This window comes from Pseudomonadota bacterium (assembly GCA_036339585.1).
GTDB lineage: Bacteria > Pseudomonadota > Alphaproteobacteria > UBA8366 > UBA8366 > UBA8366.
Map to the genome: position 1 here is coordinate 22,045 of JAYZAS010000017.1, position 15,564 is coordinate 37,608.

Annotated in this window: 17 protein-coding genes and 2 pseudogenes; 9 read left to right on the forward strand and 10 right to left on the reverse strand. The window is 45.0% G+C overall.

The genetic code is table 11. From position 1 onward, the window contains the following. Genes VX941_10210 through VX941_10220 form a run of 3 tightly spaced genes read right to left on the reverse strand, consistent with a single transcriptional unit; the run spans position 1 to position 2,770 of the window. Positions 1-858, reverse strand: coding sequence for a TauD/TfdA family dioxygenase (locus tag VX941_10210; GenBank protein ID MEE2933777.1), 858 nt, complete (start codon positions 856-858; stop codon positions 1-3). Positions 859-905: 47 nt separating this feature from the next. After that, entirely contained in the window at positions 906-1,592 is a 687-nt protein-coding gene (bioD, locus tag VX941_10215) for a dethiobiotin synthase (protein ID MEE2933778.1), read from the reverse strand. Further along, positions 1,589-2,770, reverse strand: coding sequence for an aminotransferase class I/II-fold pyridoxal phosphate-dependent enzyme (locus VX941_10220; protein ID MEE2933779.1), 1,182 nt, complete (start codon positions 2,768-2,770; stop codon positions 1,589-1,591). Before VX941_10220 ends, bioD begins: the two co-directional genes overlap by 4 nt. A 135-nt stretch (positions 2,771-2,905) precedes the next feature. On the opposite strand from VX941_10220, the pseudogene bioB reads away from it, so the two are divergent. Together bioB and VX941_10230 are read left to right on the forward strand one after the other, a co-directional pair. Continuing rightward, positions 2,906-3,883: pseudogene (gene bioB / locus VX941_10225) on the forward strand (biotin synthase BioB). 34 nt (positions 3,884-3,917) lie between these two features. Continuing rightward, a complete protein-coding gene (locus tag VX941_10230) occupies positions 3,918-5,198 on the forward strand; it encodes an adenosylmethionine--8-amino-7-oxononanoate transaminase (GenBank protein ID MEE2933780.1) in 1,281 nt (426 codons plus the stop codon). Between the two features lie 53 nt (positions 5,199-5,251). Here VX941_10230 and msrB read toward each other — a convergent pair whose 3' ends face one another. From msrB to VX941_10255, 5 genes are all read right to left on the reverse strand, one after another. Beyond that, on the reverse strand, positions 5,252-5,647 hold the full coding sequence (msrB, locus tag VX941_10235) for a peptide-methionine (R)-S-oxide reductase MsrB (GenBank protein MEE2933781.1): 396 nt from the start codon (positions 5,645-5,647) through the stop codon (positions 5,252-5,254). Between the two features lie 202 nt (positions 5,648-5,849). Beyond that, on the reverse strand, positions 5,850-6,632 hold the full coding sequence (locus VX941_10240; GenBank protein MEE2933782.1) for a hypothetical protein: 783 nt from the start codon (positions 6,630-6,632) through the stop codon (positions 5,850-5,852). Between the two features lie 237 nt (positions 6,633-6,869). After that, positions 6,870-7,814, reverse strand: a complete 945-nt coding sequence (locus VX941_10245) for a hypothetical protein (GenBank protein MEE2933783.1) — start codon at positions 7,812-7,814, stop codon at positions 6,870-6,872. Continuing rightward, positions 7,811-8,623 (reverse strand): hypothetical protein, encoded by an 813-nt coding sequence (locus VX941_10250; GenBank protein ID MEE2933784.1) that lies wholly within the window; start codon positions 8,621-8,623, stop codon positions 7,811-7,813. The genes VX941_10245 and VX941_10250 overlap by 4 nt, the downstream gene beginning before the upstream one ends. 164 nt (positions 8,624-8,787) lie before the next feature. Next, positions 8,788-9,990, reverse strand: a complete 1,203-nt coding sequence (locus VX941_10255; protein ID MEE2933785.1) for a pyridoxal phosphate-dependent aminotransferase — start codon at positions 9,988-9,990, stop codon at positions 8,788-8,790. Between the two features lie 140 nt (positions 9,991-10,130). Here VX941_10255 and VX941_10260 point away from each other — a divergent pair, with 140 nt between their 5' ends. Further along, positions 10,131-10,379 carry a hypothetical protein gene (locus VX941_10260; protein ID MEE2933786.1) on the forward strand — a complete coding sequence of 83 codons (249 nt, stop codon included), beginning with the start codon at positions 10,131-10,133 and terminating at the stop codon, positions 10,377-10,379. Further along, a pseudogene (locus VX941_10265) lies at positions 10,369-11,004 on the forward strand (phytanoyl-CoA dioxygenase family protein). Before VX941_10260 ends, VX941_10265 begins: the two are co-directional and overlap by 11 nt. Before the next feature lie 3 nt (positions 11,005-11,007). Here VX941_10265 and VX941_10270 read toward each other — a convergent pair. Further along, complete coding sequence (locus tag VX941_10270; protein ID MEE2933787.1) at positions 11,008-11,136, reverse strand: hypothetical protein; 129 nt, start codon at positions 11,134-11,136, stop codon at positions 11,008-11,010. Between the two features lie 398 nt (positions 11,137-11,534). Here VX941_10270 and VX941_10275 point away from each other — a divergent pair, with 398 nt between their 5' ends. Beyond that, positions 11,535-11,861 (forward strand): EamA family transporter, encoded by a 327-nt coding sequence (locus tag VX941_10275; protein MEE2933788.1) that lies wholly within the window; start codon positions 11,535-11,537, stop codon positions 11,859-11,861. On the opposite strand, the gene VX941_10280 is transcribed toward VX941_10275, so the two are convergent. Further along, a complete protein-coding gene (locus tag VX941_10280; protein MEE2933789.1) occupies positions 11,858-12,658 on the reverse strand; it encodes an ATP-binding cassette domain-containing protein in 801 nt (266 codons plus the stop codon). The two genes, VX941_10275 and VX941_10280, sit on opposite strands and share 4 nt — an antisense overlap. A gap of 692 nt (positions 12,659-13,350) precedes the next feature. Here VX941_10280 and VX941_10285 point away from each other — a divergent pair. The 4 genes from VX941_10285 (at position 13,351) to VX941_10300 (ending at position 15,440) form a co-directional block, all read left to right on the forward strand. Continuing rightward, the gene (locus VX941_10285) at positions 13,351-13,620 is read left to right on the forward strand and encodes a hypothetical protein (protein MEE2933790.1); all 270 of its coding nucleotides are present in this window, start codon (positions 13,351-13,353) and stop codon (positions 13,618-13,620) included. 44 nt (positions 13,621-13,664) lie between these two features. Then, the gene (locus tag VX941_10290) at positions 13,665-13,994 is read left to right on the forward strand and encodes a hypothetical protein (protein ID MEE2933791.1); all 330 of its coding nucleotides are present in this window, start codon (positions 13,665-13,667) and stop codon (positions 13,992-13,994) included. Between the two features lie 177 nt (positions 13,995-14,171). Beyond that, positions 14,172-14,636, forward strand: coding sequence for a glycine/sarcosine/betaine reductase selenoprotein B family protein (locus VX941_10295; GenBank protein MEE2933792.1), 465 nt, complete (start codon positions 14,172-14,174; stop codon positions 14,634-14,636). A gap of 78 nt (positions 14,637-14,714) precedes the next feature. Beyond that, on the forward strand, positions 14,715-15,440 hold the full coding sequence (locus tag VX941_10300) for a hypothetical protein (GenBank protein MEE2933793.1): 726 nt from the start codon (positions 14,715-14,717) through the stop codon (positions 15,438-15,440). Positions 15,441-15,564: the final 124 nt, after the last annotated feature.

Sequence of the window (15,564 nt, forward strand, 5' to 3'; positions counted from 1 at the left end):
TTAGGCCGATACTGGGACTGTACCGCGCACTGTGATTCGCTGCATCCTGCGTCGCAGTGGTAGCTCGAAGTTGTGTTCAACAAAATGTTGTGTTGGGAAATTATCCCATATTAATAAATCGCCCACCTGCCATTTATGTCGGTAGACAAAGCTTGGTTTTTTTACCCACTCAACCAGAAAGCCCAGCAAATGCTCGCTTTCCTCTGTTGGCAGATCATTTATGCGGACAGTCATGGCTTCATTGCAAAATAAAATTTTCCGTCCGGTAAAGGGATGCTTGATTACTAGTGGGTGTTCAACGTCGTTGAGAGCTTCTGCTGATTTCGCAAATTGCTCTCCTTGGCCAGATTTGAAATAGGCGTAGGCATGTCGATTGATGATTGATTTACCATCAATGCGGCTTTTGATGTCATCGGGCAGCTCGTCGTAGGCTGCAGCTGTGTTGGAGAACAATGTATCGCCGAGCACGGTTCCGTCATCTGAAATAGGCACTTCAAAGGAATAGAGAAGTGATGCCCGGCTCGGTGTTTTGGTGTATGCGAGATCAGTATGCCAAAATTTACCCGCATCGGACACGCCGATCGGTTTGCCGTCTTCGTCGAGGACATTAGAAATTATAACGATCTCGCCGTGATTCGGATGAGAAAAGTGGCCATAGATATCATTGTCTATTTCGCCAATACGTTGGGAAAACCGGATGTGATCCTCCTCCGAAATGTCCTGATTCCGAAAAACAATGACTGAATGGGTGTGAAAAGCATTTAGTATTGAATCGAAAGTGTTGTCGTCAAGCGGCCGACTAAGGTCAACACCGATTATCTCAGCGCCGTGAGCGCCGCCAGAGGGAATAACTTCCATCGCCTTTCTCCCATGTCAGATTAAATTTCTAGTAGTGCGATATATTTTTAAGTTACGGAGTTTTTAATTGTCAATTCAGGTGCTTTTTGCCACGGTGTTGAGCTGGGGGCAAGGCGCGGTAACTCTAATATAGGAATATTGGTCAGAAACCGTTTTATAGAATTAGCTGTTTCGTGGATAGGGACCGGGCTATATTCTGACTCGCTGATCACTATGGAAGCGACATTCAACCCGAACTTTTGTGCAGTCTCTACAGTGGTTAGCGTATGACTGATTGTCCCAAGGTATGAACCGGCAACCATTATAACGGGGTATTTCAACGCTTGGATCCAGTCTAGGACAGTCTTGGAATCTGTCAGGGGTACCATCAATCCCCCTACACCCTCGATTAGCAGGAGATCGTCCGACCCGGCTTCTGCTTCCCGACAAAACTCTACAATAGATTCGAAGTCTAGGCGCATACCTTCTCGTGCTGCTGCCATGTCTGGAGAAAGTGGTGCTTTAAACCGCCATGGCGAAATCGACTCTATCGCGGCATTTGTTTGTTCAATCTCAAGGCATTGCAAAATTTGCGTTGTATCACTTTGGTTGCATGTTTTCTCATCAAAACCGCTAATCACTGGCTTTAATACACGAACCGATTTACCTTTTTTCCGAGCCTGCCAAGCGAGCGTTGTAGTGACAACCGTCTTCCCGATTTCAGTGCCTGTAGCAGTTATAAAGAGTTTCTTCATGAGCTAACCTTGAAAGGATTAATAGGCTTTTCAGGTAGAAAAGGTCGTAACAAATTAGCAAGCTGACGCACATCGGCCTCTTTGTGCTCGGCAGTAAAAGTAATACGTAGCCTAGATGTACCCTCTGCGACGGTCGGGGGGCGAATTGGCGTGACAATATACCCTTCGTTTTCAAGTGCTGAGCTAGCTTCGAGCGCCTTTTCTGCGGAACCAAGGATCACTGGCACAATACAGCTTTCAGGCTCTGATAGGCCGAGGGTATTAGAAAATAGTTTGGCATGCATCATAGGTTTTTTCACCAATTCTTTGTCCGTAGAAATTAACTCAAGAGAGGCAATCGCAGCGGCTAATGTTGCGGGTGGTAGACCTGTGGTATAGATAAAGCTGCGTGCACGGGTTTTGATGAAGTCGATTACAGGTTTAGAGGCACATAGATAACCCCCGTAACCACCAATCGCCTTCGATAGAGTGCCCATTTGCAAGGGCACCGGAATTCGATTTCCATCAACGTAGGAACTGCCTTTGCCTTCTGCAACAACGCCGAGCCCATGAGCATCGTCGATTAATAGCCAGGCATCGTACTTCTCAGCTAATGATGCAATTTCTTTAACCGGCGCTCGGTCACCGTCCATACTGTACACCCCATCGACAAGAATCATACATTTTGGATACTGACTTCGCGATATTTCAAGTATTGCTGTCAATTGATTGACATCGTTATGGTGAAAAGTTTTAAAGGTTGATCTGCTTAAGTGCGCCCCAGCATATAAACATGCATGGCAGAGTTCATCGGCGATTATGAGATCATCGCGTCCAACAAGGCAAGGGATTGCGCCAAGATTTGTTAAGTACCCGCTACCGAAAACAATGGCATCCTCACTTCCCTTAAAGTTTGCGAGCTTAGCTTCTAGTTTTGCGTAAAGCGGAGTGTTGCCAGTTACTAAACGTGATGCTCCAGATCCTGCCCCATAACGATATAGTGCTGAATTAGCCGCAGAAAGAACTTTTGGATGATGCGATAGATCCAGGTAGTCATTACAAGAAAATGAAACCATATCTTTTCCTGTGCGCCGTGTTTTTGCCGGACCATGGCGATCGGTTTCGACGAGGATGCGGCGTAATTTTTTTGCCTCCATGTCGTCGAGTTTTCCTTGGCAAAACTGATCGAGTGAATTCAAATCAATCTCCTTTATTCTGTCTAAAGCCCTGCACGAGTATGCGTCTCTCAATGAGGTCTCGAACAGTTATTTGACTTTATCCTTGCGGTTAATGAATATGCACATTTATAGTATCTGGAATTGAAAGTATTTTGAATGAGTTTAGCTGAAATAGATCCCGTCGCTTTCACTGAAAATGATGGATTACGCCATAACTGGCGCCGTAGAGAAATAATGGAGCTTTTTGCACTCAGCTTTAATGATCTTCTATTTGAAGCTCAAACAGTCCATCGTCGGCATTTCAACCCTAACCACGTGCAGAAAAGTCGTTTGCTATCAATCAAAACTGGCGGTTGCCCAGAGGATTGCAAGTACTGTCCGCAAAGTGCACACTATCATACGGAATTATCGGCCGAAAAATTACTAGAAGTGGAAGCAGTGCTAGCCGAAGCTAGGGCTGCAAAAGATACTGGTGCCTCACGGTTTTGTATGGGGGCGGCGTGGCGTAATCCGAAGGATCGTGATCTCGATAAGATAATTGCCATGATAAAAGGTGTAAAAGATCTTGGAATGGAAAGCTGCATGACACTTGGAATGCTAACTAAAGAGCAGGCCTCTCGACTTTCCGAAGCTGGTCTTGATTATTATAATCATAATGTTGATACATCAGAAGAATTTTACTCAGAAATAATTACAAGTCGTACCTACCAAGATAGGCTTGATACCATAGACCATGTTCGAAATTCCGGCATGAATGTCTGTTCTGGCGGTATAGTTGGTCTTGGCGAGGAACGAGAAGATCGAGCAGGCATGTTGATGACACTTGCAAACATGAAACAGCACCCCGAGAGTGTTCCAATAAACATGTTGGTGAAGGTGGAGGGAACACCACTTGACAACAACGAAGACTTTGATGTGCTGGAGTTCATTAGAACCATAGCAGTAGCGCGTATCTTGATGCCTAAAAGTTTTGTGCGTCTTTCTGCTGGACGTGAAAGCATGAGTTGTGAAGCTCAAGCCTTATGTTTTATGGCTGGGGCGAATTCAATTTTTTGTGGTGAAAAGCTTTTGACTACGTCTAATCCCGAAGTTGATGAGGATGATGCTCTATTCGCGCGCCTAGGTATTTGTCCTCTAGAGATGCCACTGAACGAGTGATTATTTTGTGATGGATAATGCTTGGCCAGACTGGGCGAGGGATGGATATCCTCATTTGTGGTTACCGTACGCTCAGATGCAAACACAAACAAATCCGGAAGCAGCGGTTCGTGCGAGCGGAGTTCGGATTGAGCTAGCTGATGGCACTAGTTTAATTGACGGCACTGCATCTTGGTGGACGGCGTGCCACGGCTATTCGCATCCTCATATTCGTCAGGCCGTTGCATCGCAACTTGAGAAATTACCGCATGTCATGCTCGGAGGTTTTATTCACGAGCCGGTTGCTCGGCTGTCAGAGCGCTTAGCTAATATACTACCTGGTGATCTCGGTCATGTTTTCTATTCTGAGTCAGGGTCAGTTTCTATTGAGGTCGCGATGAAAATGGCCGTGCAATATTGGCTTAATCGTGGTCAGCGCGGGCGGGCTAAATTTGTTAGTTTTCTTAACGGTTATCACGGCGATACTATGACAGCGATGTCGGTTTGCGACCCCGAAGAGGGGATGCATTCGATGTTCAAGGGGGTATTACCCGAGCAGTTCGTGATGCCTTTACCGAGAACTGATGAAGAATTTGAAGATTTTGAGTCCTTTCTCGCCGATGAATCAGTCCGCCTTGCAGCAGTACTCTTAGAACCGTTAGTGCAAGCGGCAGGTGGCATGAAATTTCATTCACCCGAAATATTACGGCGTGTAAGCAAACTTTGCCATCGCTATGATTTACTGCTGATCCTTGACGAAATTGCGACAGGCTTTGGGCGCACCGGTAGCATGTTTGCCTGCGAACAAGCAGGCATTACTCCAGATATCATTACATTATCTAAGGCGCTCACCGGCGGTACAATGCCGTTAGCGGCAACTGTTGCTAATGATCGGGTCTACGAAGCATTCTTATCAGAGGACTCAGGTAAAGCATTTATGCACGGTCCTACTTATACTGGGCATGCATTGGGCTGTGCCGCAGCAAACGCCTCGCTGGATTTGTTTGAAAGTGAGGATCGATTGGCACAGGTCGATTTAATACAAACCCAACTATCGGAAGAACTCCATGAATGCGCCAGACTTAACGGGGTGATTGATGTCCGCGTAAAAGGCGCCATTGGCGTTGTTCAGCTAGACCGCGTGCCTGATTTAGCTGCCATGCGCAAGCAATTTACATTGGAGGGGGTGTGGGTTAGACCTTTCGGAGATTTTGTTTATCTGATGCCTCCCCTTATAATTGAACCAAATGATCTTACTGTTCTAACTCGAGCGGTATACAAGGTTATTTCACAATGGTCTAATGAAGGGTAGAGGCTCGAAACGGCATCAATTATACGTTTTTAATATTGAAAACGGCACTTTCCTTACTTAGGGTTTAGTTTTAAAGACGCCGAGTTAATGCAGTAACGTAGGCCAGTTGGATGAGGTCCATCAGAAAATACGTGCCCGAGATGCCCATTGCAGCGAGAGCACATTACTTCCGTGCGTACCATTGAATGGCTGATGTCCTGTCGTTCGGTAATACTATCCTCTTTTATTGGTTGGGAAAAACTTGGCCAACCGGTCCCAGAGTTGAACTTGGCTTTTGAACTGAACAAGTCCTGTCCGCAACAAACGCATTCGTACGTGCCGTCGATGGTACAATCATAATATTCACCCGTAAAAGCCCTCTCAGTGCCTGCCTCCCGAGTGATGTGATATTGCTCTGGAGTCAGTTGTTTGCGCCATTCAATATCGGACTTGATGACTTCTCCCGGCATTTTCCTCTCCTTGGTGTTGTGCAAAACTACACCATCAATGTTCTAGCTCAGCCAATATACTTGTCTCATTATATAATCTAAAGGGGTTGAGAATATTGCATCAGACAATTAACGCTTCTGCATTTGCTCTTTCTGGGCGCGGAATTTAAGAAATCCATATTTCTGATCTAATTTTTACGAACACAGTCAAAAAAGTTTCGTACTATACGTTTGGCATTATGCAAGAACAGCTTCCAAGTTCGCCAAAGTTAGCCTCGACCTTTGAGCCGGCGCCAATTGGTATTGGCCCTGTGGCAGCGCCAGTGCTTATCCACTCTCCGGCTTTCAAGTCAATGCCACGATTAGCAAGTTTATTTGCGAGAAACGATATTGAGTTTAATGGATTATCTAGTACCCAAGCACCAGTAGACTCTTTTATTAATTCACCATCAACTATGTGTTGGACTTTGTGACTGGGCAAATCAAAGCGCTGCCAGTCTGCGCTTCCCTCGGCAAATACGAAGGCAAAATTACCAGCGAAATCCATTGTCGAGCCCGGCCTTCCAAGATTGCTTCTTGTCTTGAACCTCATGCCCGTAATCTCAATGGCCGGATGGACACTGCCCACTGCTTCCGCAGCTTGTGCTGTTGTATAAGGTGCGCCAGAGGCTGGAAGATCTTCTTTGAGAATTACCGCGAATTCACACTCAATGCCACCTATGGTGGGTTGGCCGTCGGAAAAAATATGACCATTATCAAAAACAAACTCTTCAAAAATTGGTCCATAGGCAGGTTCAGTGACCCCTGCTTTTTCCTGCAGTTCCTTATTTGTTAGAGCCACTTTCCATCCATTATGAGTCACCTTATCGTGGTTCATAATTGCAAGCTGTACTTCTATCGCCTCGTCCGGTGTCTGTGCTTTGCAATCGTCTGGGATATCTTCTAGTAGTTCATTCCGAAGGTGCGCGGTAATAAGGATGTCAGCAGCTTTAATCGCGTCAACCATAACGAAGTCCTCCTCTAATCCTAATTTTCATTTCTTGATTTTCTCAGCGTGGTTGTCTCACTACTCTGCCTCAAGTCAAAAATGTATGCTAGCCTTTAACACGGCTCAATTCTTTTCCATAACTCAGCTGTTTGTGTATAGGGTTCCGAGGTTCTATCCTCCGCCACAATATTAAAAGAATATGCGTTGTAATTGAATAAAAGCATTCCACAAATTTCTATGCCGTTTAATAAAAAACTAATCCTTAAAAGGCTTAGCCCATTTGAAAGCTCGTACAAATTTATCCACAAGCTGTGACGCGTTCTCTAGTTCTTTCGCTTGGGCACGCGCATTTATCTGAATTATGAAGTTATTTTTCTCTAGCAAATATAGTCCGGTCCAAAGTTCAGTTCTATTCTTAGGATCATTCACTAACCATTGTGCTTGGAGACCCTTTAAGCCATGTGTTTTTGCGACGCTATAAGTGCCTCTGCTCTGACGACGTGCATCGCGGTAGCGTTGTACAATCATCAAGCGTATTTGATCAAACAGTTGGCGAAGTGCTTCTTTTTGTTTGGGGTATATTAAGATTTCAGCGGAAACAGCACTTTCACCAAGCCATTTGGCATACTTCCCTTTGACGTGCGGCATGTCGGTTTTGATTTTTCTTAAGCTTGTGCGATGAAATTCTGAGATATTTGCTCCAAATAGAAATCCTGTTGTCGTATGACGCAAGCCGAAGTCATGACTGCGCGGCACAAAGGGGGAATTGCTGTTTTCTCGAATTTTTATAGCCTCATTCACCAGTGTTTGTATTTCACCGGCTTTGCCCTCCTTGTTGTGAAGAGCATAAGCAAGCACTTCGAGTAATTGGCCGCGAACTTGCGGTAAGGGATCGAGCAAAGTGCCTGTATTGAGACCTTTTCTTGCTGCATTTCCGGCCTCATCCAGCAAACCACTAAAAGCTAGGGCCTCAGCTAATTGGAGGTTTGTCACTGCCATAGGTAGTCCGTCGGAGGCCCTTTCCCTTGCATGTTCAAGGTATCCGACTGTAGACATCCAATCGCCAAGCTCTCGGGACATCTCACTGCGGCCCATCATTTCATCCCAGCCACCCTCGTGTGGTTTGTCTTCTTGCTGTGCGGCTACCCGCACTCCAAGAAATGTGAAAATCATTATGATGGAAAGAAGTGTTATTCTCATTGTGCTTTGCAGTTTAACTCGCATTGTCCAAGCGGTCCGAAATCAGCAATTAGCTCACAAGATTGTGGTACTGGATGCATCCCTGTGCAACTTCCAGTTGTTACATATTGGCCTTCTGTCACAGTGTAGCCGTCAACGCAAAGTCGATTAATTGTCCAGACGAGGGACTTAAGTGGATTGCCCAACACATTCTTGCCCCCCCCTATCGCGGCTTGTTCATCATTGACGCTGAGTGTCACCGGTTGATTTATTATGTCGAGAGAGTGCCACTCCGATGTTCCAGCGCCAGCCACAAATGCATAATTACCGCAATGATCGGCGACAACGGCCCGTGCGCCTATGTCAAATGCACCATTAACACGCACATGTACAACCTCAATAGCTGGATGGAGCGATGCCACGCCAGAGATAATCTCATCTAGAGAATATTTCTCGTCGCGAGGCCCGAAGTCGGCGGCTAGTTTAAAAGCGTACTCACATTCAATTCGGCGCAAACAGTGGTCGGGCGATTTTAAGGTATCTCCGGAGATAAAAGTTGAACCCTCAAAGAGGGGCCCATAAGCGGGCTCATCAGTTTTCATCATCTCCATTGCTGGCGCCGCAGTAAAAGCAGCTTTCCAACCCGTTAAAGCTTCGCCATAGTCCTTAGCTACGGCACGTTGAATTGCGTAGGCGTCGGCAAGATTTTTTGGAAATTCCTCGATTTGCATAATTGTGTCGGATTTACGGGCGGCGATAAGTTCATTAGCGGTGGCGGAGATATCCAATGTTTGATCCTCTTCGTTATATTTTTGCACTGTAAGGTGCATGGCTTTTTACAGTAGCATTATTAAAGCTCAGTCATACCGAAAGATATTTGTCAAAGCATATCCATATTTTTGGGCTGATATCTTATTTAGTTTTTCTTATCAGTCACGTGAAAAACGATCTCGGGCCTTTTGATGTGCTAAAGAAAGGAAATTTAAAAATTTTATTACACTAATGCTGCGCATGCCCGTTGGATCCGTGCACAGCAATCTTGAACCACATCTGTTGCGGCGGCATATGACAGACGAAAGAAAGGTTCAAGTCCAAATGCTGCGCCGTGCACGATGCCCACGCCTTCTGTTTCTAAAATATAATTACAAAAGTCTTCATCGGTTTTTATTATTTGTCCGGCAGGTGTTTGTTTTCCCAGGCATCCAGCAATGCAAGGATATACATAGAAAGCCCCTTCGGGAGTGGGACACTCTAATCCATTCGTCTGGTTGAGCATAGAGACGCAAATATCACGCCGTTTTTGAAATGTCTGGACCCATTCTTTTAGGAAAGATTGATCGCCTTCCAATGCAGCGACAGCGGCCCATTGACTAATGATACTGGTGCCCGTGCAGGCTTGACTTTGAACCATGTTCATTTTTTTTATCAACTCCATCGGTCCACCCGCGAAACCAACTCTCCACCCTGTCATGCTGTAGCCTTTTGAGCAGGCATTGAGGGTCAGCGTCCTCTCTTTAAGCTGAGGGGCTGCTTCTGCAAAAGTAACAAAATTAAAGCCGTCATAAATAATATGCTCGTATACATCGTCTACAAATATGGAAACATGTGGGTGTTTCTCTAGCACCTCAGCCAACGCCTTGTAGTCAGCAGAAGAATACGCCACACCTGTTGGGTTAGAGGGGCTATTTAAAAAAAACCATTTGGTCCTAGGTGTTATCGCTGCTTCTAATTTCTCTGGTGTTAGCTTGAAATTCTCCGCAAGACCGCAATTCACAATTATCGGTTCACCGTCGCAAAGCAGAACAATATCGGTATAACTCACCCAATATGGCGCGGGGATTATCACCTCGTCTCCAGCTGATAGCGTCGCCATCATCGCATTGAAAATAACCTGTTTACCACCAACCGTCACACAAACTTCATCAATACTATATTCAAGATTATTGTCCCGTTTGAACTTAGATACTATGGCCTCGCGAAGCTCAGGAATGCCAGCTGGTGGTGGATATTTTGTTTCACCGCGTCGCATGGCGTCAATTGCCGCATCTACGACATGCATAGGAGTATCAAAGTCAGGTTCCCCAGCGGCAAGGCTTACCACGTCATTACCTGCGCGTTTGAGATCGTTTGCCTTTGTGTTGATCGCGATTGTTGGGGATGGCTTGATGCGCTTTAAGCGCTCAGCGAGAAGGGACATGACAGGCCTCCGAACCGAATTACTATTTTAATAAGTCTAACGATACGCTGATGACGTTCGCTATTCAACGCTATTTGTGAGTGTTTGACCATGGATGCCTATCGCACCTTAATGTTATAAGACGTGAATGGGAGGAATATATGGGTAAAATATTGACTGAAGAGGAAGTGGCATCTTACGCTTCTGACGGATTTCATTTTCCCGTCCAAGTTATGAATAAGTGTCAGGCCAGATCTTTTAGAACAAAGCTTGAGGATTTTGAGGCGAAGAACGATAAGAACATACGGCAAAAAATTAAAACAAAAATGCACCTAGTTTTAACATGGATAAATGATTTAGTAACCTTGCCAACAGTTCTTGACTCCGTGGAGGATGTAAATGGGGCCTGATATACTCTGTTGGAACTCGACTTTTTTTATAAAAGAAGCGCATCATCCTGGGCATGTCACATGGCATCAGGATTCTACGTATTGGGGTATGGACTCTCCAGATATTGTTACTGCCTGGATAGCGTTATAATGTTTTTCTATTGAGACGGGACCAATGCGCGTCATTCCAGGTTCACACAAATGGCCTCAGTTAGACCATGAGGATACTTTTGCAGAGGATAATCTCTTAAGTCGCGGGCAGAGGTTAGTCGAAGATCCAGACGACACTGATGGAATTGATCTTGTCTTGGAAGCAGGGGAGATGTCGCTTCACCATGTTGCATTGGTGCATAGTTCATCACCGAATTGGACCAACGAGAGGAGAATAGGCCTTGCCGTTCGCTACTTACCGCCCCACGTGAGGCAGGTCGGAGGAATTGAAGACACGGCGCTGCTTGTTAGAGGGGAGGATTGTTACAATAATTTCCATCATGAGCGTCCTCCAAAAGCAGATATGGATCCTGCAGCATTAGAATATCATTCTCAAATCATTCACAATATGGCGAAGGTAAAATTTGCTGGTACGGGTCGTGGTTATAGCAAGTGGAAATTATATCAGTGGCTTGCCATAAACCTCTTACCTTAATTATTAGATGACTGTTGCTGTTACTTTTCTAATTCTTGCAGCCGCCGTGATGCATGCAATCTGGAATGCTTTTATCAAAAGAGCAACAGATAAAGTGGCAATGGCCACATTGATATATGGCTCCGGGCTCATCGTTTCCATTCCCGGAATAATTCTTTTCCCTTTACCCCTATTAGAAATTTGGCAATTAATTTTCGTTCATGCTTTCTGTCATTTGATCTATAAGATTGCCTTGGTTGCAATGTAAGAGGAATGTGATCTTATTCAGGTATACCCAACTACCAGGGGCATAGCACCATTGATCACAACTTTACTGGCTATTCCTATTATTGGGGAAGTGCCTAACTTGCAGCAAATAGGCAGCATTATCGTTATTTGCCTTGGTTTGTTAATTTTCGTGTTTGGGCCCGGCACATTTTCTCGAAAACGAATATGGCCGCTTGTTCTGTCCGGTGTCGCGGGGATTGCACTGAGTATATACCATTGCCGACACAATCGCGATACGCCTTCCTGAAGCCCGGTTTGCATTCATTGAATGGATTTTTTTATTTGATGCCCAGACCATGTTTGTGCTTGCTTATTTTCGCCGCGGTAATCATTTAGTGGGACTTCTTTTAGCGGAATGGAAGATTGGCATTTCCTGTGGTATCGCCGCATTTTTGAATTTTGGTATAGTGTTATGGGCTCTTAGCATTACGCAAATCGGACGTGTGGTAGCGCTTCGAGAGACGAGCGTGGTTTTCACGGCACTTATCGGCACATGCTTTATGAAGGAAAGATTTGGCACTAGGCGAATCATAGCTTCCATTGTGATTGCTGGGGGCATCATTGTAATGCATTGCGCAGCGGCGGGCTAAGATCGACGGCTACGTGGAGACTTTTTCTTTGTCTTTTTTCGGAGGGAACGTTCTTCAACCCAGCTTTTGATATATTTTTGCACATGCGGGTTATCAGATTTTTCAATTAATTTAGTAGGTCCTTGCCAACTAATCTGTCCATTTTTGAGCATAGCAGCTTTGTTTGAGATTACGCGTGCGCTATCGATATCATTGGTAATTGAGATTACTGTTGTATCGAGTTCCTTAGTGATATTTGAGATCAATTCGCTAATTCCATTACTTAAAATGGGGTCAAGGCCTGCCGTGGGCTCATCGAGTAACAAGATTTTCGGGTCACCTGCCATAGCGCGTGCGAGGCCGACACGCTTTTGCATGCCACCTGACAACTCCGCTGGCATAAGATCTGCCACGCTTCTTCCCATTTGAACTAAGGCTAGTTTTTGAAGTGCGAGTTTTTTGCCCTCACTTCGGCTGCAGATTTTGGACTGCAGAAGCCGAAAAACAATATTTTCCCATACACAAAGGCTGTCGAAGAGTGCCGAGCGTTGGAACAACATTCCTATCTTGTTAAGATGCTGGGTTTTCTTGTCAGCGCCATGGCCATTAGTGATTTTGCCATCTATCAAAATGTTGCCGGCATTAATATCTAGTAATCCAAGAATGCATTTCATTAGTACCGATTTGCCGCTTCCAGATTCTCCAAAGAGCACTAACGATTCGCCATTTTGCGCCTCGATATCTACTCCTTTCAAGATTTGGTTCGCTCCAAAGGATTTGTGCAGATTACGAATGCTTACTTTATTTTCAGTCACCATCGGTCCACTTTTACGATTTCTATTAAAGTGTCAAGTGTCTCTGTCGTTGCTTAAAACTTTCGGGTCCTCTCGTGCCTTGTTTTTGACGTAATTGAGCATAAAACGGTCCAATTTTCACCCAGAAGCCGACCCAATCTCTTTGTTATGTAGTGACACTGTTAAACTTAAAAGGAGTTTGGAAGCATGGTTCCATATAGACAAAGAACTTTTTTGGTGCCCCATTCAACTAAGGGGAGGATTCTGCGCGACCTTGGTGTTCTCGCCACTGCCGCTATCATTTTCATTTCAATTGCAATACTGTGTTTAACAGTCAACGTTCCTTAAACTCTGGCATAAGGTATAGGTATTAAAACGGTAAGTTAATATCATTGTACAATGGCACTTATTGGTATTTTTCTCGTTCAAAGGCCGAATGCAAATTATGCAATGAGGACCGTTGACCCAAATATGTCTTATTCTATTGGGCGCCGTTACTCGCACTCGAAGTGCCTATGGCAATATATGTTTGTATTACTATCAGTGCTTCATAATTGATCTCGATGCAGTGGTAACGCTATATAGCCCAATGGTAATAAGCAGACCTCCCAGTCCATGGTAGACTTATAGTGTTTCGTCTAAAAAAATTATCGCCCAAAGTGCGGCAGAGATCGGCACTAGGTGCTGAAAGTACCCAGCGATGTTGGGGCCTACTAATGTCAACTGCTTTATTAAACAGAATAAGTGCCAGTGCGGTGGGGGAAAAGCCCAAATATAAAACAACATACAATGATGTTTCTGTAACTGGCATTGTTTGGATGAAGAGACTTTCAAACAGGTATACCGGGAAGAGCAAAACAACGGCAACAGTCAACACAACAGTCAAAAAGCAAAGAGATGAGTTTGTTTATCTCTTTTTTTTACCAAAACTGAATAAACCGACCAAGAAACAGTTGCAGCTAACATTAAAATATCACCAACGCTAAGTGTGACCTCCGACATTGTATCCCATTTGCCACGGGTGATGATAATGCTTATGCCGATAAAAGATAATGCAAGTCCAAAGCACTGGCGCACATTTAATGATTCCCTGAGGATTACAAAGGCTAACGCCGGAATGATAGCGGGCGTTAGTGATAAGGAAAGTGCTGCGCTTACAGCCGTGGCAGATTGGACTGCCCTCTATAATAAACAATTAAAACCGGTAATACCGAATAAGCTCCCCAACAGAACAACCCACTTTTGCCTTTGGAATGCCGGTATAATGTTGTGCCAATGGTGCCTAGCTATTAACCCAATCAGCAGCAAGGCTGCACAATTTCTCCAGAATGTAAGTGCAATTGGTCGGAAATCCTCGTAAACGCTGCGGCCAATTGTGATATTGCTTCCCCACATCATTGCGGAGATCATCAGAAGAAGGCACGCGAAAATAGGCCTCCCTGGGTGACGTTTATGCATAGGAAAATATGGTGGACACAGATATAACGACGTACAAGATAACTAGTAATGAGAAACGGCATTTCAGAAGAAAACTATCATGGTACGCTTAAAGGATATTCCTTCCGGCGAAAGAGAAATGCTCAAGGAATTACCTTGTCCTGAATTTGAAGACACACCGTTCGTCAGGATAAACAAACCTCTCTCCCAATGCCGCATTTCGTTGTTATCTACAGCTGCTATACAGAGGCGTGGTGAAAAATTATTTTGGCGTGGCGCAGTAGATTATAGGGTTATCCCAGGTGATATTGAGCCAAATGATATTGTGATGTCACATTCATCTGTCAATTTTGATCGGACGGGTTTCCAGCAAGATCTAAATATTTGCTTTCCGCTTGAGCGTCTTCAAGAGCTCGTTAGTAGGGGTATTGTTGGTTCAGTGGGGGCATTCCATTATTCAGTGATAGGTGGTTCGGAACCGGAACAGCTTAAACCTGCTGCACTAGAAATAGCGCGGATGTTAAAAAACGATCATGTCGATGTTCTTTTCCTCGTGCCGATATGACCGAAATGTACGCGCGCCGTTGGCGGGCTTTCACATTACTTCGAGCAGGAAGGAATTGCTACCTTGCAGATAAGTCTCGTGCGATTACATTCTGAAAAGATCCGGCCACCACGGGCTCTCTGGGTGCCGTTTGAGTTAGGGCGACCGTTGGGTGTTCCAAACGATCCCAAATTCCAGCATCGCGTAATTTCTGCCGTCCTTGATCTCCTTAAGCACGATGGAGGTCCGGTCTTAGAGGACTATCTGGAGGAAGTGCCAGACGGAGAAGCGAAAGACAGGCAGGCTGGGATGAATGGCCAATTTTGTCCAATTAGTTCAATCTCAACACGTTCAAAAGATAGCGATCTAATGAAGGCATTTGAAGCTGAGATTAATCATCTCGCGCCTTGGTATGAAATGGCTGTTAACCAGCGTCGTCGAACTACGGTTGGCGTTAGCGAGCTCGAGATTTTAGAGGCTGCCCGTTTCTTAGCAGCAATGATCGAGAGCGGGGATCCCCCAGTTCCTCGTAATGACCTTGAACGTGGACCTATGTTGAAACTGTGTTGTGAGGACCTCACCTCTTTTTACGGTGAAGCCATATCAGTCCAGCCTGGAATGAAAGCTTCTATCGCAGTAGAAAACTGGATTTGGGGCCATACAATTCTGGGGGAAACGATGTGGAGAATCCGCGAGATTAATCTGGAATCGAAGGATGATTTTATGCGTTACCATGCCCAGCGCTCGCTAGTTCCAGACCGGCAAATACACCTTCGAGAGGAGAATCCGAGGATTTTTAGGAGTTGGTCTTTGGTTAAAAAATAGGCTGATGTTTAAATTCGCTACCCCCAGTGTGGCACTAAAGAGTAATGGTAGTGCGGTTGTCATTTGAGACTAGAAACAAAAAGTTAAACCGTGCTGTTATACTCATTAATTTAAAGTTTAGATT